The organism is Actibacterium sp. D185-2 (assembly GCF_054954595.1).
In genome coordinates this window covers 21,327-47,613 of sequence record NZ_JBPWNX010000008.1, presented here as the reverse complement: position 1 = coordinate 47,613, position 26,287 = coordinate 21,327, and the positions used below count along the sequence as shown (strand labels likewise).

At 63.1% G+C, this 26,287-nt stretch carries 27 protein-coding genes and 1 pseudogene; 11 read left to right on the top strand and 17 right to left on the bottom strand.

Annotated features, from left to right (window positions below; translation table 11 throughout):
- The first annotated feature begins 22 nt into the window (after positions 1–22).
- The 4 genes from phnD to ACSR1C_RS13640 are packed head-to-tail and all read left to right on the top strand — an operon-like array spanning position 23 to position 3,429.
- Positions 23–940 carry a phosphate/phosphite/phosphonate ABC transporter substrate-binding protein gene (phnD, locus tag ACSR1C_RS13655; RefSeq protein ID WP_460259973.1) on the top strand — a complete coding sequence of 306 codons (918 nt, stop codon included), beginning with the start codon at positions 23–25 and terminating at the stop codon, positions 938–940.
- Between the two features lie 54 nt (positions 941–994).
- Positions 995–1,942, top strand: coding sequence for a phosphonate ABC transporter, permease protein PhnE (phnE, locus tag ACSR1C_RS13650; RefSeq protein ID WP_460259974.1), 948 nt, complete (start codon positions 995–997; stop codon positions 1,940–1,942).
- Positions 1,939–2,790, top strand: a complete 852-nt coding sequence (gene phnE / locus ACSR1C_RS13645) for a phosphonate ABC transporter, permease protein PhnE (protein ID WP_460259975.1) — start codon at positions 1,939–1,941, stop codon at positions 2,788–2,790. The genes phnE (ACSR1C_RS13650) and phnE (ACSR1C_RS13645) overlap by 4 nt, the downstream gene beginning before the upstream one ends.
- Before the next feature lie 9 nt (positions 2,791–2,799).
- The gene (locus tag ACSR1C_RS13640) at positions 2,800–3,429 is read left to right on the top strand and encodes a DapH/DapD/GlmU-related protein (protein ID WP_460259976.1); all 630 of its coding nucleotides are present in this window, start codon (positions 2,800–2,802) and stop codon (positions 3,427–3,429) included.
- A gap of 158 nt (positions 3,430–3,587) precedes the next feature.
- Here ACSR1C_RS13640 and ACSR1C_RS13635 read toward each other — a convergent pair whose 3' ends face one another.
- The 11 genes and pseudogenes from ACSR1C_RS13635 to ACSR1C_RS13585 form a co-directional block, all read right to left on the bottom strand.
- Complete coding sequence (locus ACSR1C_RS13635) at positions 3,588–4,805, bottom strand: alpha-D-ribose 1-methylphosphonate 5-triphosphate diphosphatase (RefSeq protein WP_460259977.1); 1,218 nt, start codon at positions 4,803–4,805, stop codon at positions 3,588–3,590.
- 2 nt (positions 4,806–4,807) lie between these two features.
- Entirely contained in the window at positions 4,808–5,452 is a 645-nt protein-coding gene (locus ACSR1C_RS13630; RefSeq protein ID WP_460259978.1) for a class I SAM-dependent methyltransferase, read from the bottom strand.
- Positions 5,449–6,252 carry a phosphonate ABC transporter, permease protein PhnE gene (gene phnE, locus ACSR1C_RS13625; protein WP_460259979.1) on the bottom strand — a complete coding sequence of 268 codons (804 nt, stop codon included), beginning with the start codon at positions 6,250–6,252 and terminating at the stop codon, positions 5,449–5,451. Before phnE (ACSR1C_RS13625) ends, ACSR1C_RS13630 begins: the two co-directional genes overlap by 4 nt.
- A complete protein-coding gene (locus ACSR1C_RS13620; protein ID WP_460259980.1) occupies positions 6,245–6,988 on the bottom strand; it encodes a phosphonate ABC transporter ATP-binding protein in 744 nt (247 codons plus the stop codon). Before ACSR1C_RS13620 ends, phnE (ACSR1C_RS13625) begins: the two co-directional genes overlap by 8 nt.
- A 79-nt stretch (positions 6,989–7,067) precedes the next feature.
- Positions 7,068–7,937: a PhnD/SsuA/transferrin family substrate-binding protein gene (locus ACSR1C_RS13615; RefSeq protein WP_460259981.1), complete on the bottom strand. Its 870-nt coding sequence runs from the start codon at positions 7,935–7,937 to the stop codon at positions 7,068–7,070.
- A 360-nt stretch (positions 7,938–8,297) separates the two neighbouring features.
- Entirely contained in the window at positions 8,298–9,164 is an 867-nt protein-coding gene (locus tag ACSR1C_RS13610) for a branched-chain amino acid ABC transporter permease (protein ID WP_462596926.1), read from the bottom strand.
- A 135-nt stretch (positions 9,165–9,299) separates the two neighbouring features.
- Positions 9,300–10,184 (bottom strand): annotated as a pseudogene (locus ACSR1C_RS13605) (branched-chain amino acid ABC transporter permease); the annotation flags it as partial.
- A gap of 90 nt (positions 10,185–10,274) precedes the next feature.
- Positions 10,275–11,006: an ABC transporter ATP-binding protein gene (locus ACSR1C_RS13600; RefSeq protein ID WP_460259982.1), complete on the bottom strand. Its 732-nt coding sequence runs from the start codon at positions 11,004–11,006 to the stop codon at positions 10,275–10,277.
- On the bottom strand, positions 10,999–11,766 hold the full coding sequence (locus tag ACSR1C_RS13595; RefSeq protein WP_460260019.1) for an ABC transporter ATP-binding protein: 768 nt from the start codon (positions 11,764–11,766) through the stop codon (positions 10,999–11,001). Before ACSR1C_RS13595 ends, ACSR1C_RS13600 begins: the two co-directional genes overlap by 8 nt.
- A gap of 180 nt (positions 11,767–11,946) precedes the next feature.
- Complete coding sequence (locus ACSR1C_RS13590; protein ID WP_460259983.1) at positions 11,947–13,158, bottom strand: ABC transporter substrate-binding protein; 1,212 nt, start codon at positions 13,156–13,158, stop codon at positions 11,947–11,949.
- Positions 13,159–13,205: 47 nt separating this feature from the next.
- Positions 13,206–13,670 carry a YybH family protein gene (locus ACSR1C_RS13585; protein ID WP_460259984.1) on the bottom strand — a complete coding sequence of 155 codons (465 nt, stop codon included), beginning with the start codon at positions 13,668–13,670 and terminating at the stop codon, positions 13,206–13,208.
- A 497-nt stretch (positions 13,671–14,167) separates the two neighbouring features.
- Here ACSR1C_RS13585 and ACSR1C_RS13580 point away from each other — a divergent pair, with 497 nt between their 5' ends.
- The 7 genes from ACSR1C_RS13580 to ACSR1C_RS13550 all read left to right on the top strand — a co-directional run bounded on the left by ACSR1C_RS13580 (position 14,168) and on the right by ACSR1C_RS13550 (position 20,742).
- On the top strand, positions 14,168–14,971 hold the full coding sequence (locus ACSR1C_RS13580) for an SDR family oxidoreductase (protein ID WP_460259985.1): 804 nt from the start codon (positions 14,168–14,170) through the stop codon (positions 14,969–14,971).
- Complete coding sequence (locus ACSR1C_RS13575; protein ID WP_460259986.1) at positions 14,968–15,414, top strand: SgcJ/EcaC family oxidoreductase; 447 nt, start codon at positions 14,968–14,970, stop codon at positions 15,412–15,414. Before ACSR1C_RS13580 ends, ACSR1C_RS13575 begins: the two co-directional genes overlap by 4 nt.
- 18 nt (positions 15,415–15,432) lie before the next feature.
- Positions 15,433–15,615, top strand: coding sequence for a hypothetical protein (locus ACSR1C_RS13570; RefSeq protein ID WP_460259987.1), 183 nt, complete (start codon positions 15,433–15,435; stop codon positions 15,613–15,615).
- A 109-nt stretch (positions 15,616–15,724) separates the two neighbouring features.
- A complete protein-coding gene (locus tag ACSR1C_RS13565; protein WP_460259988.1) occupies positions 15,725–16,753 on the top strand; it encodes a BMP family lipoprotein in 1,029 nt (342 codons plus the stop codon).
- A gap of 67 nt (positions 16,754–16,820) precedes the next feature.
- On the top strand, positions 16,821–18,332 hold the full coding sequence (locus tag ACSR1C_RS13560; protein WP_460259989.1) for an ABC transporter ATP-binding protein: 1,512 nt from the start codon (positions 16,821–16,823) through the stop codon (positions 18,330–18,332).
- A complete protein-coding gene (locus tag ACSR1C_RS13555) occupies positions 18,329–19,474 on the top strand; it encodes an ABC transporter permease (RefSeq protein ID WP_460259990.1) in 1,146 nt (381 codons plus the stop codon). Before ACSR1C_RS13560 ends, ACSR1C_RS13555 begins: the two co-directional genes overlap by 4 nt.
- Positions 19,471–20,742, top strand: a complete 1,272-nt coding sequence (locus ACSR1C_RS13550) for an ABC transporter permease (RefSeq protein WP_460259991.1) — start codon at positions 19,471–19,473, stop codon at positions 20,740–20,742. The genes ACSR1C_RS13555 and ACSR1C_RS13550 overlap by 4 nt, the downstream gene beginning before the upstream one ends.
- Before the next feature lie 6 nt (positions 20,743–20,748).
- Here the strand turns inward: ACSR1C_RS13550 and ACSR1C_RS13545 are convergent, their stop codons facing one another.
- The 6 genes from ACSR1C_RS13545 to ACSR1C_RS13520 form a co-directional block, all read right to left on the bottom strand.
- A complete protein-coding gene (locus ACSR1C_RS13545; protein WP_460259992.1) occupies positions 20,749–21,726 on the bottom strand; it encodes an isopenicillin N synthase family dioxygenase in 978 nt (325 codons plus the stop codon).
- A 246-nt stretch (positions 21,727–21,972) separates the two neighbouring features.
- Positions 21,973–22,758, bottom strand: coding sequence for a creatininase family protein (locus tag ACSR1C_RS13540; protein ID WP_460259993.1), 786 nt, complete (start codon positions 22,756–22,758; stop codon positions 21,973–21,975).
- On the bottom strand, positions 22,755–23,672 hold the full coding sequence (locus ACSR1C_RS13535; protein WP_460259994.1) for an isopenicillin N synthase family dioxygenase: 918 nt from the start codon (positions 23,670–23,672) through the stop codon (positions 22,755–22,757). Before ACSR1C_RS13535 ends, ACSR1C_RS13540 begins: the two co-directional genes overlap by 4 nt.
- Positions 23,669–24,307 carry an NAD(P)H-dependent oxidoreductase gene (locus ACSR1C_RS13530; RefSeq protein WP_460259995.1) on the bottom strand — a complete coding sequence of 213 codons (639 nt, stop codon included), beginning with the start codon at positions 24,305–24,307 and terminating at the stop codon, positions 23,669–23,671. Before ACSR1C_RS13530 ends, ACSR1C_RS13535 begins: the two co-directional genes overlap by 4 nt.
- Before the next feature lies 1 nt (position 24,308).
- The gene (locus ACSR1C_RS13525; protein ID WP_460259996.1) at positions 24,309–24,890 is read right to left on the bottom strand and encodes an NAD(P)H-dependent oxidoreductase; all 582 of its coding nucleotides are present in this window, start codon (positions 24,888–24,890) and stop codon (positions 24,309–24,311) included.
- Positions 24,887–26,287 (bottom strand): FAD-binding oxidoreductase, encoded by a 1,401-nt coding sequence (locus tag ACSR1C_RS13520; RefSeq protein ID WP_460259997.1) that lies wholly within the window; start codon positions 26,285–26,287, stop codon positions 24,887–24,889. The genes ACSR1C_RS13525 and ACSR1C_RS13520 overlap by 4 nt, the downstream gene beginning before the upstream one ends.

The window sequence follows — 26,287 nt, the reverse complement described above, 5'->3', positions numbered from 1 at the left end:
CTCAACCCACGGAGAGAGACCCATGAAACTGCTCAGCACTGCCGCCCTCGTGGCGCTCATCGCGGCCCCCGCCCTCGCCGAGGGCTGGAAGGACGACTATCAGGTCGTCAAATTCGGCGTCCTGTCGGGAGAGAACGAAAAAGACCGCCTGATGCGCACCGAACCGCTGCGCGCCTTCCTCGAAAACAAACTTGGCGTCGAGGTAGAGATCTTCACCGCCGGGAACTATGACGGCGTGATCCAGGCCATCGCCGCCGACCAGATCGAGATCGCCCGGTTCGGCTCTTCCTCCTACGCCGCTGCCTATACCGCCACGAACGGCGGTGTCGTGCCGGCTCTCACCACGATCAAGAAGAACGGCAATACCGGCTATCGCTCGATCGTCGTAACCCGCTGCGACAGCGGCATCGCCTCGCTTGCCGACGCCAAGGGCAAGGTTCACGCCTTCGCCGATCCGGATTCCACCTCCGGCTATGCGGTCCCCTACTTCAACATGGTCACGAAGGAAGGCTTCAAGCCCGAGGAATACTTCGCTTCCGTGCCCTTCTCCGGCTCCCACGAAGCGGGCGTGCAGGGCGTTGTCAACGGCACCTTCGACACCGCCTCCACCTATCAGAACAACGACCTGGACGGCATCTACCAGCGCATGGAAACCAAGGGCATGATCGAGTCCGGCCAGGTCTGCAAGATCTGGGAAAGCCCGGAAATCACCTCCGGCCCCTGGACCTTCCGTAACAATCTGCCCGCCGAGATGATCGAGGAAGTCACCACCGCCATCGAGGCTTTCCCGACGGAAGACCCCGAAGGTTACGCGCTCTTTTCTTCCTTCGACGAAACCGATCCCAACCCCGAAGTTGGGTACACCCGCGTGAACACCGACCGCTACCAGTGGATCGTCGACATGCGCGACTGGATCAAAGAGCACCGTCGCGGCTCCTGAGACTCAACGGGGCGGGGCCGCATTGGCCCCGCTCCAACGCCCCAAGGCTCCCCCATGACCCTCACCGCCGAACTCGTCGAAAATCCGCCCCTCTCCGGGCCATCCGCCATCGCCGCTTTCGAACGCGACTACGCGGCGAAGCGCCGGAGCGCACGGGTGAACTGGGTCATCGGGGTCACCATTTTCATTGTCCTTTTCGCTGTGACGTCCTGGCTTGGCGATTTCTTCAAGGTGACGCAGGTCACGTTGCGCGACGGCTCGCGCGATTGGCGCTGGGTGATCCCCGCCGGCATTCCGCGGCTCGGCGAATATGTCGCCCAGACCCTGCCGGTGCTGCGCTGGGACAGCTTCTGGACCGATCTTGCCGAATGGTTTTGGCGGTGGAGGGTCTGGCTGCGCCTGCTTCTGGAGACTGTCCTCATTGCCTTCATGGCCACCACCTTCGGCGTCATCGGCGGGTTTCTCTTGTCCTTCCCCGCCGCGCGCAACCTTTCGCCCAACAAAGGGGTGCTGTGGATTTGCCGGCGCTATCTCGAAATCGCGCGAACCGTGCCAGAGCTTGTCTGGGCGCTGATCTTCGTCTTCTGCTTTTCTGTCGGCCCGATGGCCGGCGTGCTTGCGGTCGGGCTTCATGCCACCGGCGCACTGGGCAAGCTCTACTCCGAGGTAAACGAGAACATCGACATGGCCCCGCTTGAGGGTGTGAAGGCCGCGGGCGGCACCTGGTTCGATCAGATCCGCTACGGTGCGGTGCCGCAGGTGCTGCCCAATATCATCAGCTACACGCTCCTGCGCTTCGAAATCAACGTGCGCTCCTCCTCGATCATCGGTTACGTCGGTGCGGGCGGTCTGGGTCAGGAAATCCGCACCGCGATGTCGTTTCAGGAATACACCGACCTCTCGGCGCTGTTTCTTATCCTTCTCGCCACCGTCATCGTGATCGACTACGGCTCAGAGCGGTTGCGCCACCGCGTCATTGGTTTGGGGGAGCGTAACACATGAACCAGGCCCGCATCGACGCCGCGAAAGCCGCCCATCCATTCGCCTTTCGCGCGCCTTTGTTCGTGCGCCTTCGGCGTGCTGCAATCTGGGCGGTGTTCGTCGGTCTTTTCGTCTACTGCCTGATCGCTTTCAACTTCTCTCCCGCGCGTATCTGGACGGGGATCGGGCGGTTCAGCGACGTGCTCAACTTCATGTTCCCGCCCTATGTCTGGAAAAGCTGGGCGGAATTCACCGAGATCGCCAAAGGGCTGGGCGAAACCCTGTCGATGGCCTTCCTCGGCACGCTTCTTGGCGCGATCTTTGCCTTTCCGATCTCGTTCCTGGGTGCCAAGAATATCAACCGCCTGAACTTTCTGCGCCTGAGCGCCCGCCGCGGCTATGACATTATCCGCGCTTTCGAGACGCTGATCCTGGCGTTGATCTTCATCCGCGCCTTTGGGCTGGGTCCACTGCCCGGCATCCTGGCCATCGCCGTGAGCGAGATCGGCACTTTTGCCAAGCTTTTCTCGGAAACCATCGAAAACACCTCCAACAAACCGGTTGAAGGGATCAAAGCCTCGGGTGGGTCGCGGCTTCAGCAGATCCGCTTCGGGATCACGCCGCAGGTCAATCCGGTGATCCTGTCGATTCTGCTCTACAATTTCGAATCCAACGTTCGCTCTGGCACGATCCTCGGTATTGTCGGCGCAGGCGGCATCGGGTTCCTGCTGTCTGACCGGATCTCGGCCTATCGCTGGGACGAGGCGTGGTCGATCATCTTTCTGATCATAGCAATGGTCTATCTGATCGACTGGTTGTCTGGTTTGCTTCGCCAGCGGCTGATCGGCAAAACCGAATTGGCACGCTGAGGGCAAAAAATGAGCGGCGCAGGATCGAAACAACGCCTGAGCGAGGCCCCCACCATCCACCCGGAGGCCCAGGTCGAGGATTGCCAACTGGGCGCTTGGACCGAGGTGGGCCGGGGCACGATGATGAAGTCCTCGCAGATGGGGGACTATTCCTATATCACACAGAACTGCCATGTGGTCTGGACCACCATCGGCAAGTTCTGCTCCATCGCCAATGCAACCCGGATCAACCCCGGCAATCACCCGACATGGAGGGCCGTACAGCATCATTCTGTTTATCGGGCCCAGGCTTACGGGTTGGGCGAGGATGACCACGATTTCTTCGAATGGCGCAAGGATCACTGGGTGACCGTCGGCCATGATGTCTGGATCGGGCATGGCGTGACGGTGACGGCGGGCGTGACCATCGGCACGGGCGCGGTGATCGGGGCGGGGGCCGTGGTGACGCGGGACGTGGCACCCTATACGGTTGTGGGCGGCGTGCCGGCGCGGGTCATCAAGCGGCGGTTTTCCGTGGCGCAGGCCGAGACGCTGATGGAAATTGCCGTATGGGACTGGCCGCGCGATAGATACAAGGCAGCTTTGCCGGATATACGCGCGCTGGACATCAATGCTTTCATTGAAAAATACCGTGGCTGATCCGCTGCCCGAACCGCGCCGGTGCAACATCGTGGACGGGCCCGGTTCCCAGGCCAGCAGTGGCAACAGCACTGCACCGGCATACATCAAGGCCCCCGTAGCCTAGACCCGTGCGTTCCCCGGCCCGGCCGCTGACAGATAGGTGCCGCAGGGCCGTCTCATCCCGCAGGAAGCGCGCGGTACGCGCAGCGCCCATCCACCCATGTGCCGCGAATGGCCGGGGGGTGTCCATCGGGCCAGTCCACCAGAACCAGATCCGCCCGGCGGTCCGTTGCGATCTCACCCCGGTCGGCCAAATTCATCGCCCCCGCCGGCCCCGCCGCAACGAGCGACCACAGCGTGCCGCGGTCAGCGCGTTTTTCGCGGTCCAACCGGTCGATGGCGGCCAGCAGGGACGGATAGAAATAGTCCGAGGCCAGCGCATCGCACAGCCCGGCCTCCACCATATCGCCCGCGCTCAGCGAGCCGATGTGGCTGCCCCCCCGCGCCGCGTTCGGGGCGCCAAAGATGACCGGATTGCCATTGGCGCGCGCGGCTTCGGCCGCTTCCATGACCATCGGGAACTCCGCGACCGTGGCGCCGAGGTCGTGAAACCACGCACGGGTCTCGGCGCGCGTGTCGTCATGGCTGAGCATCGGCGCCCCTGCCTTGCGTCCCGCCGCGGCCACGCGCTTGACGACATCCGCCACCTGCGGGCGGCGATCCCAAACCTGGCCCAGCAGCTTAATGTAATCTTCTTCATTCAGCCCGGCGCGATGCGCCTTTGAGGCCGTGCGCTTTTTCATTCGGTCATCATCCAAAGCGGCGATGGAAAAATCCGGCGACAACTCGAACGCCCGGTCCTGAATTGGCACATCGTAGGCGCGCATGGTCATCGAGGTATGGTCGTTGAAGGCAATCGACGGCAGAAGCGGCCCTGCCAGCGCCCACTCGATCACATCAAGCGCTTCGAAGGCGAAGGTTTCCCAACGCAATTGCACCCGGTTCTCGACCGTCAGGCGCGGCGCCAGATCGCGGATCACCTGCATCAGGTCGCGCCCACGGCCCACGTCGCGCAGCCCCGGCTCCCAACCCAGCGTGATCGCGTGATATGCCGTGGCGATGCCATTGGCGGCCAACTGCCGGTCAGTCTCCAGCACCGCCGCTTCAAGCGGAAAATAGACGTTCGGGCGTGGCATCAACTGGCGCTCGAACGCATCGCCGTGCACGTCGATCATTGCCGGGGCAAGGATGCGGCCCCGTGCGTCGATCACTTCGCCCTGCACCGGCCCGCCGATTTCGGCGATCCGGCCATCCGCGACGGTGACGGTGACGGTGGTTTCCACGATCTCCCCCGGCAGAAAGACGGTCGCGCCCTCGAAGGTCTGCACATTCATCGTCAGAGCCGCTCCATGATCAGGTGCCAGTGATAGGAGCCGGGCTTTTCGTGTTCCCGATCCTCCAGCCACTGCACTTCAAAGCCGGAAAACAACGCCAGCAATTCAGCGGCGGTGCAATAGTAATGTGGGTGGTTCTTGTCGCTATCGGGGCTGTCGAAAACCCAGGTGTTGCGCGAAATTTCGCGCCCCTCCGCTTTGGCGCGTTCATGCGGCAGGCGGCGCGCCGACAGCATCGTGCCCAGATAGCTGCCGCCGGGTTTCAGCACGCGCCGGATCTCGCCTATGGTGCGCAGCAGGATGTCTTCGTCGCCATGGTAGATGACATTCCAGCTCAGCACATGGTCAAAGCTGCCGTCCTCGAAGGGCAGATCGTGCATCCGGGCGTGCACGGTCGTGACACCGCCCGCCGCGTCGATGGCAGCCAGCCCCTCGGACGCGGCATCAAGCGCGGTCACATCGAAACCCTCGCGGGCCAGCCAGAGCGCGTGCCGCCCCACCCCGGCACCCAGGTCGAGGATACGCGCGCCCGGTTCCAGTCCGGCCGCCCAGACCTTCACGTCTTCTTCGGGGGACAGCCATTTGCTGTCGGCCTCGATGCCCGCCCATTGGGCGTTCCAGTGCTGATCCGCGGTATCTGTCTTCATTTGTCCGTTCCGATGATTTTCTTGCGGGCCCAGCCGCTGAGTGCCTCAATACCAATCACGACAGCGGCGATCATCAGGATCACCGTCATGGCTGTCGGATAGTCGAACAGGTCGAAACCGACCTTCAATTCTATTCCGATGCCGCCCGCACCGACGAACCCCAGGATGGTCGACGATCGCACGGCCTTTTCCAACGCGTACAGCGAGGTCGACACGAAGGCCGGCATCGCGGCAGGCACGGCGGCGCAGGCCACCACGTCCAGCTTGCTGGCGCCCGTCGCGATCAGGGCCTCTTGCGGCCCCTTGTCCACCGCCTCCATGTCATCCGCGAAGAAACGGCCGCAAAAGCCGACCGTGTCGACCATGATGGCCAGCATCCCGGCAAAGGGGCCAAGCCCCACGGCCACGACGAAGATCAGCGCCCATGCGATGTCTGGTACCGCCCGGATGAAGCCCAGCACCGTGCGCGTCACCGTATTGACAAGGCGGCCTGCCCCAAGGCCGCGCGCGGCCAAAAACGCGATGGGCAAAGACAGGAGCACCCCGAGGACCGCACCGGAAAAGGCGATCTGCAGCGTCTCGACCATTTTCCAGCCCAGCCGCTCCAGCGATCCGGTGGCCGGCGGCCAGGCCCGCGACAGGAAGTCGGCCAGCGCTGGCGGGGCACGCAGGATTTTCTCGCTCGACCAGCCTGCGCCCTCAAAGGCCCAGACAAGGATCGCAAGACCAATGGCGTAGCCGACGAAAGCTATTGCCGAGGGACGTTCGAAGCGCGCGGGCACCTTGCTCGTTTCAAGCATAGAGTCCTCTCAGATCCGTTCGGGACAGGGATGCTGCGGTTGCGTCGAGTTTCATATCCCCGTCCGCCAGGCCCAGAATCCGGTCGCCATAGCGCAGCGCGTGTTCAATGTTGTGCGAGGTGAAGACAACCGTCACCCCCTCTTGCCGCGCGAGGCGAAAGAACAACTCCATGACCTCCTCGCCTGCGGACGGATCGAGCGAGGCGCAGGGTTCGTCCGCGATCAGCAGCCTGGGTTTGCCGACAAGGGCGCGGGCGATGGCCACGCGCTGCGACTGCCCGCCCGAAAGCCGATCAGCCCGGCGCAGCGCCAGGTGGTCCAGCCCGACAGCGTGCAGCGCCGCCATCGCGGCCTGTCGCGCCTCGATTGGTGCAGAAACCTGTGACCACAGGCGGGGGCCCCGTTTGTGACCCAAAAGGCCATGCACCACGTTGGAAAGCACAGACAGGCGCGGAACCAAGTTGTGTTTCTGCGCCACAAGCCCGGTCTTGGCCCGCAAGCTGCGCAGGGCCGACGGCGTCGCCTGATGAACCGATTGCCCCAGCAGCCGCACATCGCCTGCAGAAGGCGGGACAAGCCCGAGAAGACAGCGCAAAAGGGTCGATTTCCCGGTGCCGTTCGCGCCGACCAGTGCCACGGCTTCACCGCAGACCAGACGAAAGCTGATGTCGGAGAAAATGCGCGCCTCGCCATAAGACTTGGCTAGGCGCACGGCTTCGGCATCGATCGCCGGCATGATAGCGGATGAAACCGGGGCGTCTGGCGCCCCGGTCTGTTCCGATCGGCTGGTACGTGCCGAGGTTCGTGTCGACAGATCAGTCACCGATAAAGCTGTCGAACTGCGGATAGCCCGCATTACTGTACATGGAGCGCACGTAGTCATAGGCGCTATCCTCGATCGCCACGAGGTCCATGCCGACATATTTGTCATTCTCTTCATGAGCCGTGATGCCGGCGATGATCTCGGCTTTGTGGTCGAGGATCGCGTCACGCACGGCGCCTGCGGCCTCGGCGGGCACATGCGTGCCGACCATGATCATGTCGTTGGGCAGATCGCCCGAGCGCGCGATCATCTTGAAGAAACCATAAGGCAGCTCGGTTTCCTTGTTGCGCACGTTCAGCCAGCTGCCGCCATTCGAGCCGATGGCATCCACGTCGCCGGCCTTCAGGGCTTCATGCGCGATGTTGCGGCTGGTATGGATCTTGTTGATGTCGTTGACCGGATCGACGCCGTAATCCGCCAGAAGCTGCATCGGGCAGAGCATGTTCGAGGTCGAGCCGATGTCGCCGAAAGCCACGCTCTTGCCCTTGAGGTCCGCCGGCACGTTGATGCCGCTATCGGCACGCACGATAATGGCGCAATGGTAGTCGGGCCGACCCAAGCCGATCAGCGGCGTGGCGTCGGTCAGCTTGTTGATCACGACATATTCCGCCGGGCCGGACACCACGAAATCCACCGACTGGCCGCGCAATGCTTCGGCGGCCGCGGTGCGGGAGTTGACCGGGTAAAACTCGAACGTATCGCCGGTTGCCGTTTCGAGCGCCTCCTTGAACGGGCCCCATTCGACCTGCAGACGCTCCATGCCCTCGACATCGGTCACGGCCAGCTTCCATGTCTCGGCCATTGCGGCCGTGGCGGACAACGCCACGACGCCAAGGCTCGCCAGTATCGTTTTGAACTTCATGACACCCTCCGTTGGAAATTCATCCGGATGAATGGAGGGCGCCTGTTTCAGGTGGTTGACGGTTGCGTGAAGTTTTGGTGACTGACCCAGTCACACCTGCCTGGCGCATCCACGCGGAACCGCCGATCCAACGTGTTGTCAGCGACCAGCAGGTTTGCCGCCCGGGCGCCCGGGGCGGTGCTTGTGGCCGGTCTGGGCTGTGTGTCTGCCACGTCGGTCAGACGCCCACACGGTTCCCGGCGCAGGACACGCCCGGGCCGCGCAGATCATCATGCGGCTTGCGATAGCCATTCGGCGGGCGGGGGCGCAGCGGACATACCGCAGACGCCGCGCGGCGTCTGCGAGGCTCAGATCCGCCGCTCACTCTTTTCCAGCGGTCGCGGATTTTCCGCGCAGCCGATCCGCCAGCCGCCCCAGCCCGCCGGCGAGACCCTGCCGGAACAGCAGCACCGTCGCGACAAAGACCACACCCTGCACAACCGGCACCCAGGCCCCGAAACCGGACAGGAAGTTCTGCAGGCTGACGATCACGGCCGCGCCGAGAACCGGCCCGAAAATGGTGCCCACGCCGCCGACAAGCGTCATCAGCAGGATTTCACCCGACATTGACCAGTGGACATCCGACAGCGACGCCAGTTGGAACACCAGAACCTTCAGCGCCCCGGCGACGCCCGCGACCGAGGCGGACAGGACAAAGGCCAGAAGTTTGTAAAGATCGACATTGTATCCCAGCGATATGGCACGTTGCTCATTCTCGCGGATCGCCACCAGGATCTCGCCGAAGGGCGAATGGATAATCCGGTAAATCGCAAGAAAACCCAGCAGGAAGGTTACGAGTACGAAGCCGTACATCGCCGTCGTATCGGAAAGGTCGATCACACCGAACAGCCGGCCGCGCGGCACCGCCTGAATCCCGTCCTCGCCGCCGGTAAAGGGCGCCTGCACGGCAAAGAAATAGAACATCTGCGCAAAAGCCAGGGTGATCATCGCGAAATAGATGCCCTGCCGCCGGATCGCCAGCGCCCCGACACCAAGCCCGAGCATGGCGCCGACCACGCCGCCGACCAGAAGGCAGGCCTCTGGCGGAAAACCCCATGACTTGGCGGCGACCGCAGCCACATAACCGCCCCAGCCAAGGAACATCGCATGGCCGAAAGAGATCAGCCCGGTATAGCCCAGCAACTGATTGAACCCGAGCACCAGCAGCCCGAAACACATGATCTTCATCATGATGACGGGATAGACAAACAGCGGCGCGACGATAAAGGCGGCTGCCATCAGAAGAAAGAGCATCATGTCCAGCCGGCCATTGCGGCGGCGATCGACCGGCGCGGCCTCGGACCCGGGGGCATGGACAATGTCCGCGGATTTTCCGAACAGCCCGTTCGGGCGCAACAGCAGGACGATCGCCATCACGATGAAGATCACGGTTTCCGACGCGACCGGCAGCACGAGTTTGGTCAACCCCTGCACGACGCCCAGGCCGAACCCGGTGGCGATTGCCCCCAGGATGGATCCCATACCGCCGATCACGACAATCGCGAAGATGACGACGATCAGATCTGTCCCCATCTGCGGGCTGACGCTGTAAATCGGCGCCGCAAGCACACCGGCGATGGCCGCAAGCGCCACGCCGAACCCGTAGGTCAGCGTGATAATGCGCGGCACGTTGATCCCGAAGGTGCGCACCAGTTTCGGGTTTTCCGTCGCCGCGCGCAGATAGACGCCCAGCCTAGTGTGTTCGATCGCCAGCCAGGTCACAAGGCAGACCCCAAGCGACAGCACGATCACCCACCCGCGATAAATCGGCAGGCGCATGAACCCGATATCGACCGAACCGCTCAGTGCCTGGGGGACATTGTAAGGCAGACCGGACGACCCATAGAGCGCGCGGAACACGCCCTCGATCACAATCGCGAGCCCGAGCGTCAGAAGCAGCCCGTAGATATGCTCCAGCTTGTAGAGACGGCGCAGAAAAACCACCTCGATCACGATCCCGAGCGCGCCGACGATCAGCGGCACCAGAAAGAGTGACGGCCAGTACCCGATATTGAACCAGTCCAGCAGGAAATAGGCCGCGAAGGCGCCCAGCATATATTGCGCGCCATGGGTGAAGTTGATCAGGTTGAGCATCCCGAAGATCACGGCAAGCCCAAGGCTCATCAGCGCATAGAACGCCCCGTTGATAAGCCCGAGGAACAGCTGCCCGTAGATCACCTGAATCGGATAGTCGAAAAGGTTATTCATGGATCATCCCCCCGCAGATCGGAGTTTCGGCACGGGCCGCCCGGTTGGCAGACATGCCCTGCGCGGCTTTGTTCGGTTTGTGTCGTGTGGTCATACCCCAAGATACTCCACCAGCCGGTCGGCGTGGGCGCCGATGGTTTCCTTGCCCAGTTCGTCGATCACTTTGCCCCTCTCCATCACGTAGTAGCGATCGGAAACGGTTGCCGCGAAGCGGAAGTTCTGCTCGACCAGAAGGATCGTGAAACCCTCTTCTTTCAGCGAACGGATCAGCGCGCCGATTTCCTGGATGATCACCGGCGCAAGCCCTTCGGTCGGTTCGTCCAGCAGCAACAGATGCGCCCCCGTCCGCAGGATCCGCGCGATCGCCAGCATCTGCTGTTCGCCGCCCGACAATTTGGTGCCGGGGCTCGACCGGCGTTCCAGAAGGTTCGGGAACAGATCATAGATGCGGTCAAGGCCCAGCCCGCCCGGCCCGATCACCGGCGGGAGCAGCAGATTTTCAAGCACGGAAAGGCTGGAGAATATGCCGCGTTCCTCCGGGCAATAGGCGATGCCGGCGCGCGCGATCTCTTCGGGCTTGCGCCCCAGAAGTTCGCGACCGCGCAGGCTGATCGAACCGCCGGTGCGGTCCATCAGCCCGATGATGGATTTCAGCGTCGTCGTCTTGCCCGCCCCGTTACGCCCGAGCAGGGTGACGATCTCGCCTTCGACGATTTCCAGGTTCACACCCTGCAGCGCATGGGATTCGCCGTACCAGGCATGGACATCTTCAAGGACAAGTCGATTTGCGCCCGCGTTCTGCGCCTGCGTCGGATCAGTCATGCTCCACCCCCATATAGGCCTGCTGCACCCGAGGGTCCGCCGACACTGTCTCGTACGGTCCTTCGGCAAGCACCTCGCCCCTGGCCAGAACGGTGATCGCGTCGCAGATATCGGCCACGACGCGCAGATTGTGCTCGACCATCAGGATCGTATGGCTCCGCCCGAGGCTGTGTATCAATTCGCTGATCAGGCCGATATCGGCGCTGGCCATGCCCGCCATCGGTTCGTCCAGCAACAGCATGTCAGGGTCCAGCGCCAGCGTCGTGGCAATCTCCAGCGCGCGCTTGCGGCCATAGGGCAGTTCGGCCGCGGTGGTGCCGGCATAGTCGGCCAGCCCGACGCGATGCAGCATCTCCATCGCCCGCGCGTTCATGACATCGAGCGATTTTGCCGACTTCCAGAAATAGAACGAATCCCCGCGTTCGCGCTGAAGCGCGATACGGACGTTTTCAAGCGCCGTCATGCGGGGGAAAACCGAAGATATCTGGAACGAACGCGCAAGCCCGCGATGGGCGACAGCAACCGGCGACAGACGGGTGATATCCGCCCCCTTGAACGTGATCGTTCCGGCGCTTGGTTGCATGAATTTCGTCAGCAGATTGAAACAGGTGGTCTTTCCGGCCCCGTTCGGCCCGATCAGGGCGTGGATTGTGCCGCGGCGAACCTTCAGGTTCACATTGTTGACGGCGACGATGCCCCCGAAACGCTTGGTCAGGCCGGCTGCCTCCAAAAGCGTTTCGGCATTCCCCCCGGCAATCATGACTTCATCTGATTGTTTCACGTCCGTGCTTTCCAACTTTTCGGTCCTCGCTCTGCCGTCCCCTTGCCCTCTGGCTGCGGCACGTCACGCCACCCAGGCCAGGACGGGCACCGCAACCGCACAGGGCGGGACAAATGCAGGAAGGCACCGTTACGACGCCTTCCTGACGCTCTCGAAAAGTTACTTCACCAACGGACAGAGGCTGGTCGACAGATCGGCATAAGCCTGATCGCCGGGGATGCGCCGCAGAATGTTGAAAACGTCCCAGCCCGAGGCCGCTTCGTCCGGTGCCTTGGCCTGCATCAGCAGCATGTCGTGAACCATGAGCCCATCGGCACGCGCGATGCCGTCAGACACGAACTGATCGTTGACCGGCAGCGCCCGCATCGCGTTCGAGATCCCGTCGCGATCCTTGGTCTCGGCCGCTTCGAACGCCTTGAGGAAATGCGTCACGGCGGAATAGACACCGATCTGCACCGCGCTCGGCGCCTGGCCCTTGCTGTGGCGCGACATGAATTCGGCAGACCATTTCGCGGCCTCCTCGCTCTGGTTCCAATAGTAGCCGTCAGAGGAAATCAGCCCCTTGACCGTATCCAGCCCGACCGCCCGGGCCGTGATCGGATACAGGTTCGAGGTGACAAGCTTTTGCGTGACGCCGAATTCCGCGGTCTGCTTGAGCGCATTGACAAGATCGGCGCCCGAATTCAGCAGCGCAATGACATCGGCACCCGAAGCCTGCGCCTGAAGGATGTAAGAGGCATAGTCGCTGGTGTTCAGCGGATGCTTGATCAGGCCGACGATTTCGCCGCCCACATCCGTAACGGCCGCCGAGATATCCTTGGCGACCGCGTCGCCATAGGCGTAGTCCGGCTGGATCAGGAACCATTTCCTGGCCCCTTCCTCGGTCGCCAGCCCCGCCAGGCCGTGCGCCGTGGCATAGCTGTTCGTCACCCACTGAAAGCCGAACGACGAACAGGCCTCGTTGGCAAAGCGCGAGGTCTGGCCGCCCGCAGCCAGAATAACGGCATGGCCCTTATCGCGCGCAACCTCGACGACCGCCAACAACACGCTGGAATTCGGCAGATCGACGATGGCGTCGATGTTCTCTTCGTCAATCCACTGACGCGCGATGTTGCTGCCCACCTCGGGTTTGTGCAGATGATCGCCCACCAGCAACCGGATCGGTCGGCCAGCGACTTCGCCGCCGAACGCATCGATTGCCATTTTCGCGGCCAGCACCGAACCTTCGCCGGTAATGTCGGAAAAGATGCCCGACATGTCGGTCAGAACCCCGACGGTAACGTGGTCTTTGTCCTGCGCCGCGGCCGGATGACCCAGCAACAGCGACATCGCGGCGGCCGAGGCGATTATCGCCCTCCTGGTAAATCCCATTTCATTCCTCCCTTTTATCTGACTTTTTGTTTTTAAAGCCGCCGGGGTCAGAGCCTCGGGGCCGCATGGTGGCCGGCGATCATCCAGCTGCCATCCTCACCACGCACGAGCGTGAGCATGATGCGGTAATTCAGGACTTTTGCCGCGCCCGCAAAGTTCACGTGGAAGTCGACGAACGACCCGACCACGATCACATTTTCGGCGATGCGGGCGCTTTGCGTGTCGAAGAAAACAGCCTCTTTCACGCCGCCTTTCGGCACGGCCTGGAAATAGGCCAGAACGCCCGCCTGCCCCGCAAAAAGGTCGGGCGCCGAGCCGTAGAACAGGGCATTCGGGGCATACATGCCGGCAAGCTCTTCTGACCTTGAGCCGACATTTGCGCCTGACCACGCCTCAAGGACGTTCTCCACAATCGCGGCCGTGTCGTCAGCCGCGGCCGCGCCCGTACCGCCGCCGAAGGTCAGGCAAAGCCCCAGGGCAGCGATCAAGGCAATCCGAGTCAGCCTTAACATCTTCACTCCTCCCTGATGCGCACGCTCGGCGGCCTGTTCGTTCGACAGGCGCGACCCGAAGAAAGGCTGCGAGCGCCTCCTCTCATCTCCTGCCGCGATGCCGATCCGGCAACGACGGCGAAAAGTGATGAGTCCACCAGTAATGTTATCAGCTCCAACATGTAAATATAAATTTGACGCATTAATTGTATTTTAAAACATCAAAACAGGATGTCTATTTTGCGTAAAATTATTAAACAGGCCCGCATTTTGGGACATATTGCAGGCAGAACGCCTCTCCAGGGCACGGCGAAGCGCGAATGTTCTGCCCCACGATACCTGAGGATTTCAGACCCGCATCAGCAGCCCACCGCATGGCTCTTGTTTTTATATTTATAAATTTTTACAGTATATAGGTTAGTGCCCAAAAGCAGACACCGCTGCCAGAGGAGGCTTGGCCTTCGCCCGCCCCCATTCCAGCGCACAAGGCGTCGTGCAGGGCACATACGGAAAGCTACATGGGCGCGAATATGTCCGATACCATGCGCAAATACGCGCCCGATCATCTTGAGACCGGCAAACAGCGGGGCGACGCGAGGCCGATGGAAGACGTCATCCCCCATATCCTTGTCACCGGCGCCACCCGCGGCATAGGGCGCGCCATCACCGACGACCTTCTTGCAGCCGGTCACCGCGTGGTGGGCATCGCCCGGCGTGACGATCCCGCCTATCCCGCACCGCTTTTTCACGCCGATCTGTCGGACGAGGGAAATACCGCGCGGGTGATCCGCCGTATCCTGACCGAATTCCCCATCGGCGGGCTGGTCAACAACGCCGGCAGCAGCACCCGAGAAGCCTGCACGGATTTCTCGGCCGACTTGTTTCGCCGCACTTTCGATCTCAACGTGCGGGCCGCAGCGCAATGCGTAAGCCTCTGCCTGCCCACAATGATCGCGCGCGGCCATGGGCGGATCGTCTCGATCAGCAGCAAGGCGATCACCGGCCGGCAGGGCTTTGCCACCTATGCCGGCGCGAAGGCAGCGCTGGCTGCGATGACGAAATGCTGGGCACTGGAACTTGCGGATCACGGCATCACCGCCAATACCGTGGCGCCCGGCGCTATCGAAACCGAGATGCTGAGCGCCAACAACCCGCCCGGCAGCGCCCCGCGGCGGACGCTGGAGGCCGCCGTTCCGATGGGCAGAACCGGCACCCCGGCCGAGGTTGCCGCCGCCGTCGGCTATTTCCTGTCGCCGGGGGCGGCCTATACGACCGGGCAGACCTTGCTTGTCTGTGGCGGGTGGAGTTTTGCATCACCATGACCCGGCAACCTGAATCACGCAGCGCCCCGCCCGCCCAAGCGCCTGACAACAGCCGGGCCCTGGAAATTCTACAAGCGATGGAAATCGACTGGACCGGGCGCGTCGCCTCGGGGTCGACCGAACGCACGCTCGATATCTATACCGAAGACGCGTTCTTCTTTGGGTCCACCCCGCACCTCCATGTCGGCCGCGAGAATATCAGGCACTATTTCGACGAGGTTCCCGAAGGCTATCTGCGCAAGGCCGATTTCTTCGAGCGGCAGGCCCGGTTCGTGGCGGAGGGCGTGATCCTCGCATCCTCCTATGTCGATTTCACCGTGTTTTACAACGGAGAGATCGAACTTCAGAATTACAGAATTACTTTCTGCCTCGTAGAAACCGATCAGGGTTGGAAAATCGCCCAGCACCATGCGTCCCGGATACTCGGCGGACACGGGCGTTGAACCGGATGTGGCACCACGATGACCCTTTCGCAAAACAACTACGATACAAAGCGGCCGCCGATGGGGTTTGTGTCCAAGCGGGCCTCCGCTATCGCAGCCTTCCCACATATCGTCAAAGCCACGCTTGACCCGGGCAAGGTGCATGTGTTTTCCACCGCCCGCCAAACGCAGTTCTTGATACAGATCATATCCGCGACCTGACCCCGCAGCTAGCGTCGGGGAAAGGTGCGCAGGTTCCGCCGCGCGATAGAGCTGCGGGGAACAGATGCTTTTTCAGAATTTCGGCGGAACAGACAATCAGGAGGTCACTGTGAAACGGCTCAACGAAATTACCTCGGGGTTTGCCATCGCGCCGGCGATGCTTTTGGCGTCGGTTGCGACCGCTGCGGCCTTCACCGCGTGTCAGGTCACCGATACCGGCGGGATCGACGACAACAGCTTCAACCAGACCGCATGGAAAGGCGTTCTGGACGCGCAGCAGGAGCTTGGCATCGACGGGCGCTTTCTGGAATCGCAGGCCGAAACCGATTACGAGGCCAATATCAATTCGCTTCTGGGCGGCCAGTGCGATGTGATCATCACCGTGGGCTTCCTGCTGGGTGACGCAACCCGGAACGCGGCCGAGGCGAACCCGGATCAGAAATTCTCGATCGTCGACTATTCCTATGATCCGGTCGTGCCCAACATCATGGGCCAGATTTATGCCACCGACGAGGCCGCCTTTCTGGCCGGCTATCTGGCGGCAGGCGTGTCCGAAACCGGCGTTCTGGGTGTCTTCGGCGGGATCAACATCCCGACCGTCACGATCTTCATGGACGGGTTCTATTACGGGGCAGAGTATTACAACCAGCAGAAGGGCACCGATGTGACCGTTCTGGGCTGGAACCCTGCCGCCGGCGAGGGGTTGTTCACCAACAATTTCGACTCGCTCGATGACGGGCGCGCCTTTGCGCAGAACCTGTATGACGAAGGCGCGGATATCGTGCTTCCGGTGGCCGGGCCGGTCGGCCTGGGGTCGGCGGCGCTGGCCGACGAACTGGGACCGGAAAGGCTGAAGATCGTCGGCGTGGATGCCGACCTCTATCTGACCGACCCGGAAAAGCAGCATGTCTATCTGACCTCGATCACCAAGCGCATGGACGCCACCGTGATGGATGTGATCAAGCGCGCGATGGACGGCACGTTCGAAGGCGGCAATATCGTCGGGACGCTTGACAATGGCGGCGTCGATCTGGCGCCCTTCCATGACATGGATCGCTTCGTGTCCGACGAGCTGAAGCAAGAGCTTGCCGTGATCCGCGCCGGGCTGATCGACGGGTCGATCAAGATCGGCGAATAACCCCCGGCCCCAAGGCTTCCCGGTTCAGGGAAGCCTTTCCTGTTCCATATATCAACGGAGCCTTCCCATGGATGTCGAGCTGCGCGGTATCACCAAACGCTTCGGCGAGGTCGTCGCCAATTCGGGTGTGAACCTGACAATCCGCGGCGGCGAGGTTCTGGGCCTTCTGGGCGAGAATGGCGCCGGGAAATCGACGCTGATGAATGTGCTGTGCGGCCTCTACCGCCCGGACGAGGGCGAGATCGTGATCGACGGCACGCCGGTCACGTTCAACGGGCCGGGCGATGCGAATGCGGCGGGGATCGGCATGGTACACCAGCATTTCATGCTGGTGCCGGTGTTCACGGTGGCCGAAAACGTCATCCTGGGGGTGGAACCCACCGGCCGGCTGGATTTTCTGGACCTGCAGACCGCGCGCAAACAGGTGCGCGAGATCAAGGAAAAATATGGGCTGGAGGTGGACCCGGACGCGCTGGTCGAAACCCTGCCGGTCGGGGTGCAGCAGCGGGTCGAGATCATCAAGGTTCTGTTCCGCTCGGCCGATGTGCTGATCCTGGACGAGCCGACCGCCGTGCTGACCCCGCAGGAGGTGACCGAGTTTTTCGAGATCGTCAAATCGCTGCGCGACGCGGGCAAGGCGCTGATCTTCATCACCCACAAGCTGAACGAGATTCTGGAAATCTCCGACCGTATCAGTGTGCTGCGCGGCGGCCAGATCGTCGGCGAAGGCGACCCCAAACAGGTGAAACCGGCCGAACTGGCCGAAATGATGGTCGGACGCGCCGTCAGCCTGGGCGTGACCAAAACGCCGTCTGTGCCTGGCCCCACCCTGCTGGACGTGCGTGACCTGACCGTGCTGCACGAAAACGACGACGTCGCGGTCGATCACATAAGCCTGTCTGTCAGAAGCGGCGAGGTGGTCGGCATCGCCGGGGTGCAGGGCAACGGCCAGTCCGCGCTGATCGAGGCGCTGACCGGGCTGCGGCGGGTGGCACATGGTGAAATCCGGTTCCTGGACCGCGACATCACCCACGCATCCGTCCGCGCACGGCACCGCATGGGCATTGCCCATATCCCCGAAGACCGTCAGCTCATGGGCCTGATCCCCAACTTTTCGGTGGCCGAGAACATGGTGCTGGATACGTATTACGACGACCGGTTTTCCTCGGGGCCGCATATTCTGTGGCAGAAGGTGAATGAAAGCGCGGCCCGCTCCGCGACCGAATTCGACGTGCGCACGCCGTCGGTCTTTGCCCCGGCGGGAACGCTTTCGGGCGGCAACCAGCAAAAGCTGATCGTCGCGCGCGAACTGTCGCGCGACACCAAGTTCGCAATCGCCGCGCAGCCGACCCGGGGGCTTGATGTCGGGTCGATCGAATATATCCACAAACGGCTGATGGATGCGCGGGCCGAAGGTGACGGTGTGCTGATCGTGTCGTCCGAACTGGACGAGATCATGGCGCTTTCTGACCGGATTCTGGTGATGTACAAGGGCCGCATCGTGGCCGAATTCGACGCAACGCATGGCCCGGCGGACAAATCCGCCATCGGCCTTGCCATGGCAGGAGCGGCGGCATGAGCGATCAGACATCCCTGGACGACACCAGCCGCAAGCTGCTTGAAAAGGCCGCGCCGGGGCGTGCCGAATTCGAAGAACTGATCCTGGTGCCGATCATCGCGGTGATCGCGGCCCTGATCCTGGGCGCGTTGACGATGCTGGCGACCAATGTCGATATCGCGACGATCGGCCGGTCCTATATCGCCCTGGTCGTAGGCTCGCTTGGATCGCTCAACGCGATTTCCGAAACCCTGACCTCGGCCACGCCGCTGGTTCTGGCCGGTCTGGGCCTGGCGCTGGGGTTCCGGGCCGGGCTGTTCAATATCGGGGCCGAGGGCCAGATCCTGATGGGTGGCATGGCTGCGGTGATCATGGGGTTCAGCTTTCCGGGGCTACCGTTTGCCATTCTGATGCCGTCCTGCCTGTTGGCCGGGGCGCTGGCGGGGGGGCTTTATGCCTCGATCGCGGGGTGGCTGCGGGCGACGACCGGCGCGCATGAGGTGATCTCGACCATCATGCTGAACCTGATTTCCTATCGGCTGATCGACTATATGCTGCGACTGCCGGTGATTCAGAAAGAAGGCCGCGCCGATCCGATCTCGAAATCGGTGCCGCCCCATGCCGAATTGCCGCGCCTGCTGGACTGGCTCGATCCGAACCTGCGGGTTCATGCCGGTGTCTTCCTGATGCTGATCGCGGTGGCGGTGGTGTACTGGATCCTGTTTCGCACCAAGCTCGGGTTCGAATTCCGCGCCAGCGGCGAAAGCCCCGAGGCCGCGCGCTATGCCGGGATGCGGTCGGGCGTTCTGATCGTGTTCGCCATGGCGTCGGCGGGTGCGCTGGCCGGGCTGGCCGGGGCCAATCAGGTGCTGGGCGTGCTGGGCCGCGCCACGCCCGGCTTTTCCGCCGGGATCGGGTTCGACGCGCTTGCGGTGGCGCTGCTGGGCCGGTCGCACCCGTTGGGGGTGCTGTTCGCCGGGCTGCTTTTTGGCGCGCTGGAGGCCGGCGGGCGGCAGATGCAGGTGGATGCGGGCGTCAGCATCGACCTGATCGGCATCATTCAGGCGCTGATTATCGTGTTCATCGCGGCACCCCTGCTGGTGCGGTCGCTCTTTCCATGGGGCTTTCGCCGGGCAGGTACGCGTGAGGGAGGCCGGAAATGACCAGCACGACTGAAACCATGCCCCTTGAGGACCGCAAGGTCGACACCGCCGCGCAAAGACGGGCGCGGGTCACGGGCGTCGTTCTTATCGCCCTTGCGATCTTCGTGGCCTTCGTATTCGGCATGGGCACCACCGGCGATGCCACCTTCCGCCTGTCGCGCGCCACCGATCCGATCGTGGTGCCCAATCTGGTGGTTCCGGCGGCCCCCTTCACCTATGTCGTCGCGGCGCTGCTGGGCTTTCTTGGCGCGCGTCAGTTCCTGCGCGGCGGCGGGCGCTGGACCGCGCTGTCGCTTGGTTTCGGGCTGGCGCTGGCGGTGGCGGCGTTTCTGGTCTGGGCGACGGCGGACAAGTCGTTTTCGCTGACCGGGATGCTGCAGGCCACCATGGTGCGGGCAGTGCCGATCGCACTGGGCGGGCTGGCCGGGGTGTTGTGCGAACGCGTGGCCGTGACCAATATCGCGATCGAGGGGATGCTGCTGGCCGGCGCCTTTACCGGGGCGCTGATGGGATCGCTGATCGGCGGCTGGGGCGGGCTGTTGTCGGCGGTGGTGATCGGCGGCATTTTCGGCTTTATCCTCGCCGCGCTGGTGGTGACTTATCGGATGGATCAGATCATCGCGGGGGTGGTGATAAACTTGTTCGTCGCGGGGGTGACCAGTTACGTCAGCAGTCAGGTGTTTCAGGAGCATCGCTATCTGAACAACGCCGCCGTGTTCCGGTCCATCAAGATCCCGGTTCTGGGCGATATCCCGGTGATCGGGCCGATGTTCTTCAACCAGAACATCTTTGTCTATGGCACCTTGGTCATGGTCGCCGTGGCGACTTATTACCTGTTCTATACGCGCAGCGGGCTGCGCGCCCGCGCTGTGGGCGAGCATCCGCGCGCCGCCGACACGCTGGGCATCAATGTGTACCGGATCCGCTATATCAACGTCATTCTGGGCGGCATGGTCGCGGGCTTTGGCGGGGCGTGGTTCACGCTGGGGTCGGTCGGGCGGTTCGACGAAAACATGACCGGCGGGCGCGGCTATATCGGGCTGGCCGCGATGATCTTCGGGCGCTGGCACCCTGTGGGCGCGCTGATGGCCGCGCTGATCTTCGGGTTCACGGATTCGCTTCAGCAAAAGCTGGCGCTGCTGCAAACCCCGATCCCGTCCGAGTTTCTGGCGATGTCGCCCTATATCGCCACGATCATCGTGGTGGCCGGACTGGTTGGCCGCAGCAGGGCGCCGGCCGCGGACGGCAAACCCTATATAAAGGAATAGCCGCGCCTATTTTTTGAAATTCGCGCCCAGCCGTTCCAGGATGTAATCCTTTGCGGTGATCGGCGCATAGCGCCCCTCGGGCCCTTCGATCACCGTGTCGGTGTTGCCCTGGCAGAAAAACGCGATGGAATAGCGCGGGCCCATATATTCGCCCGGTTTCGGCATCCGCACCCGGTGCAGGGTCGACAGCAGCTTGTCGTCGGACCAGCGCATCAGCATATCGCCGATATTGCAGGTCACGATACCGGGCAGCGGCGGCACGTCGGTCCAGGCCAGCGCGTCCGCCTCCTTGCCAGGGCACAGTTGCAGCCCGCCCTGCCCCGCGCGCTGATGCAGCAGCGTCAGACAGTCGAAATCGGTATGGGCGCCGGCGCGCCAGAATTCGAAATCCTCGGGCTTGGCGCCCTCCATTTCCAGATAGTGAATCAACCGCAGGGTGGATTGGTATTCAGGTACCAGCGGGTCATGGCCATCGGTAAAGAAATCCGGGCCAAAGCCCAGCTTGTCCGCAAAGCACGACAGCACCTTCATGCCCAGCGCCCAGTTCGCCCGCTCGAACGCCAGCACCGTCGCCTTGAAGCCGGGCAGCTCGGCCCCCGTGGGCCACAGACCCGACATGCGCGGCAGGGTGATCTGATAGCTTTCCTTCTGATCCGCCGTCCCGGTGGAGGGCCGCACCTGCGCCTTGTATTCCCAGCCCGCATTGGTGCCGGGCTTCAGCGGATATTGCGCCTTGGTATCCGCGCCAAGGCCAAAGAACCGCTCGGACAGGGCGAAGGCGTCGTCGATCAGCGATTGCGGAATGCCGTGATTTTCAAGCTGGAAGAACCCGATACCGGTGGCGGCCTGCCACAATGCCTCGGTGATTTCAGCCTTGCGGGCAAAGAAATCCGACATGTCGATGCGGGGGATGTCGCGGTCAACCTCGGCGCCCTTGCCGCCGATCTTCGTCTCTTGGTTCAGTTCTTTCATTCCATAGGTCATGCTCAGTCTCCATCCTGGGATGCCGGGGCAAACAGAGCGCAAAGGAGACGGTGAAGAAGCGCGCATCGGTTCGCCTTGCGGCAGTGTCAAACCAATGAGCAATGTCTGACGCGGGCGCGCCTCCGGCTTCTACTCGTGGCCAGAAATACCCAAAGGCGTGCCGGACGCCAAGGACCTGCCCCCGCAACGGCCACCAAAAGGCCGCTTTGACCACTCTGTGTGCAGCCGCCGGGCGGCCTTGCCGCTTTAGCGGGCGGTGGGTGCGAAGCTGTCCAGCGGCAGGTCGCGCATCTTGCGCAGCAGATCGACGAACCCGGCCACCTGATGGGCGCAGGTCGCATGTCCCTTGGCCGCCGTGGCGATCGTGGCATCGCCGACCGTGCCCGCCGGGTTCAGATCGCTGGACACCCAGCCATAGGACACCGGCCCGATGGGCGGGATCGGCGCGCCCTCGGCGGTGGAGCCGAAATTCCGCGCCTCGAGCATGTCCACACAGTCGGGGCAAAAGGCCAGCATCAGCGAGGTTTCCACATCGCCGCCATGAATGCCGAAGGCGCGCTCATGATCGCTATACATATCCGCGGGATGCCCGAACGCGCCCCATTGGCATTTCACCGCCAGCATCCCCGCCCGCACCCGCAATTCGCGCGACAGGATCGAAATCAGGTCAAGGTTACCGCCATGGCTGTTGACGATCACGATCTTGCGCAGGCCCGCCCGCGCCACCGACAACCCGATCTCGACCCAGGCTTTCAGCGCGGTTTCGGCCGACAGCGTCAGGGTGCCGGGGGCATGGATATGCTCGTTCGATTTGCCGACCGCCTGCACCGGCAGGATCAGGATATCCAGATCGTCCGGGCAGGTGTCCCGCAACTGCGCCAACATGCCGTTGGCGATCATCGTGTCGGTGCCGGTGGGCAGATGCGGGCCGTGCTGCTCGATCGCGGCGGTGGGCAGGATGGCAATGGTCTTGGCGGGATCCATGTCCGCGAATTCGGTCGTGCGGTACTGGGCCCAGTCGAGGCGTTTCATGGGGATGTCTCCGGCGAATAGGTGGCGTCAAGCCGCGCGCGCAGATAATCGGCACCGGAAATGGCGGGATATTTCGCCGCCCCCGTGCCGGGCAGGGCTGCAATGATACTATCAGGATTGGGGTCCAGGAAAAAGGCGACCGATCGGCGCTGGGTCCTGGGCGGCAGCACCCGGTGCGGGGTAGAGACATAGATGTCATTGGTCCAGCGCATCAGGCAATCACCGATATTGACGACAAAGGCACCGGGCACATGCGGCACATCCATCCAGTCGCCGCCGCGCGGTTTCACCTGAAGCCCCGCCACCCCGTCGGTCAGTAGCAGTGTGACCGAGCCGTAATCGCTATGCGCCCCGGCCCCGATCCCGCCGGTGGCGGGCGGATAGTGCAGCACCCGCAGCGTGGCCATCGGCGCGCTGAAATGCGGGGCGAAGAAACCCGAGGGCAGGCCCAGTTCATCCTCGAACGCCGCGTGCAGATCCACGCCCAGTTTCCAGACCGCATCGTAATAAGCCAGCATCGTGTCGCGGAACCCCGGCAGGTCGGGCCAGACATTGACGCCCCGGAACGGCGCACCAGCCAGTACGCGCGGGTCGTCGGCAGGCAGGTCCAGCCCCACGTTGAACGCCTCTTTCTGGTCGATCTGGCCGCTGGCCTCGTCCAGTGCCTCGGACCCTTGCGCGGCCCAGCCCCGGTTGTGCGGGCTGCGGCGGATATCAAGCGGCGCCTTGGCTGCCACAGGCTGTGCAAAGAACGCATCCGCCTGTGCGAACACATCGGCGATCAGCGCCTCGGGCACGCCGTGGCCCGACAGCAGGAAAAACCCGGTCTCGCGGCAGGCGTGCCCCAGATCGGCGACAAAGCCCGCGCGGTCAGCGCCGCCCGCGAAACGCTGCCAATCCAGAACCGGGATCATGCCGCCAACGCGCGCACAGGCGCACCTTTGGGCGGGCGGGCCGCGATCAGCCGGTCCACCCGCCGGGCGACCAGCGACAGATGCCGCGCGCGACTTGCGGGGGTCGAGCTGTCCATCAGGTAATGCGCGGCAAAGGCGGTGCGCCGGCGCGGCGCACAGATCAGCCCGACACCGCGCAGCAGGGTCCGCCGCCCCGGCGCGCCCACGAACCACGTCAGCAACCGGCTGGCACCGCAGGTGGTGAACACGCCCAGCTTGGTGATATGGGTCAGGCCGGGGCGGATCGTCTCGCCCTCGGCCTTGGGCATGATGAAGGCCAGATCGGGCAGCAATGACCGGTCCAGCCAGCCCTTCAGCATCGCGGGCAGCCCGTACCACCAGGTCGGATAGACAAAGATCAGCGTATCGGCCCATTCCAGATCGCGGCAGTCCTGTTCCACCGGCGCGCGGTTGGCGGGCACGTCCAGATAGCCCGAATGCTCGTCCCCCGACATCGCCGGGGGAAACGCGCGCGCATAAAGATCGCTCAGCCGGATTTCGGCGCCTGCGGCGCGCAGCCGTTCCAGCACCACGTCGCGCACGGCGGCGGTGAAACTGTCGGGGCGCGGGTGGCAATAGATGACCAGGGCTCGCATCTCAAAGTGCCTCCATTTCCCGTTTCACGCGGTCCAGATGGCGGGCGCGGTCCGCATCCGTGGCGCGGTTCAGATCGTACAGCGCAAGATAGCGCATCTTGTCGGGACGGCAGACATGCCAGACCGCGCGGGTGACGCATTTGCGCGGCGGATCGCCCGCCATAAAGGCCCGCAGCCTTGTGCCGCCATAGGTGGTGGCCGCCGCCAGCTTGCGGATATGGGTCAGGTTCGGTTTCACCTTACCGTCAATCAGCTTGAACGACACGCCCGGCAGGAACACCCGGTCCAGAAACCCCTTCAGGATCGCGGGATAGCCGAAGTTCCACACCGGAAAGACCATCACCAGCGCATCCGCCGCCCGCAGCCGTTCGACATAGTCCCGGACGGGTTCGATATTGTCGGGCTCGTCGTGATAGCCGCGCCGTTCCTCTTCGGTCAGAACCGCCTGAAACCCTTCGGCGTTCAGGTCGCAATCGTCGACCTCCCACCCCTTGGCCAACAGCGTTTCGACCACGACCTTGTGCACGGCGGCGTTATAGCTTTCCGGGCAGGGATGGGCATACAGGATCAGCGCGCGGGTCATTCGGCCACCTGCAGTCCGGGGTAATCATAAATCCCGGCATAGTCCCAGTCGGGATCGTCCCAGGCGATCATCTTGCCGGGATTCAGCAGGCCCTTGGGGTCGGCCTCGCGCTTGAAATTCAACTGCCGGGCATCCGTGGACTGGCGCCCGCCTTCCTCCAGCGTATAGCGGTGCGGGTTGAAGATCATACAGCCCATATCCTCGTGCAGCTTCACGATCTCTTCCAGCCGTTCGTCGCTGGTATATTCAACGATCGGCAGGCCCGCGAACATCACCTTGCCGTTCTCGCGCATCACCTCCAGATGCTGCAAAACCTCGGCCCCGAAGGTCGCGCGCACCTTTTCCACCAGCTCCAGATGCCGGGGGAAGGAATAGCGCACCTGAAGATAGGTCACCGAGGGTTTGAATTTCAGCGCGCGCAGGGTGGTGTGGTTCCAGCCATGCTCGAACACCGGGCCGGGGTCGCGCGGCCAGTCGTTGTCATCGGACCGGAAAATGACCCGCGCCGCCGGGCGACGGGCGGTGAACGTGTCGAATGCATCCAGTGAATGCGGCGCCACCATCAACCCGACCAGATGATCGCCCGGCGTGACATGCGGCTTCACCCGCTGGAAATAGGAATGCGCGATCGGCGCCTCATAGACCGAGGCCAGCTTGATCACGATTCCGTCCTCATTGGCCAGATCGGCGGCATATTGGGCGGCATCGGGAAAGGCATCGAAAGCCACGAACATGTCGACCCAGTCATAGGCCGGGGCCAGCGGCATCTCGATTTCGGTGATGATGCCGTTGGTGCCGTAGGCATGGCTGACGCGGGCCAGTTCCTCGCCCCGGAAGTCCAGCACGCGCGGCTCTGCCTCCATCGTGACCACGCGCAGGCGGATGATATTGCCCAGATCGCGCAGCGCGCCCCATTTGACCGACCCGACCCCGCCCGAGCCACCGGCGATGAACCCGCCGATGGTGGCGGTGGCGGCGGTCGAGGGCATCATGCGCAGTTCCTGCCCCGACTTGGCCTTTGTCTCGGCATCCAGATCCTTGATGATGCAGCCCGGTTCGGCCACCACGCGGCCGGGGTGAATTTCCTTGACCGATGCGAAATTCTTCATGTGGATGACGCAACCGCCGGCCAGCGGCATCGCCTGGCCGTAATTGCCTGTGCCCGCGCCGCGCACCGTAACCGGCACGTCATGGGCATAGCAGATCTTCAGCACCTCGATCACTTCGGCCTCTGATTTCGGGATCACCACGAAATCGGCCAGAACGTGATCCAGCCGCGCCTTCAGCACCGGCGAATACCAAAAGAAATCCCGGCTTTTGGCACGGATCGCGTTGGGGCTTTCGTCCATCTCGATATGCGACAGCGCGGCCTTTGCGGCGGCAACATTGGGTTTCAT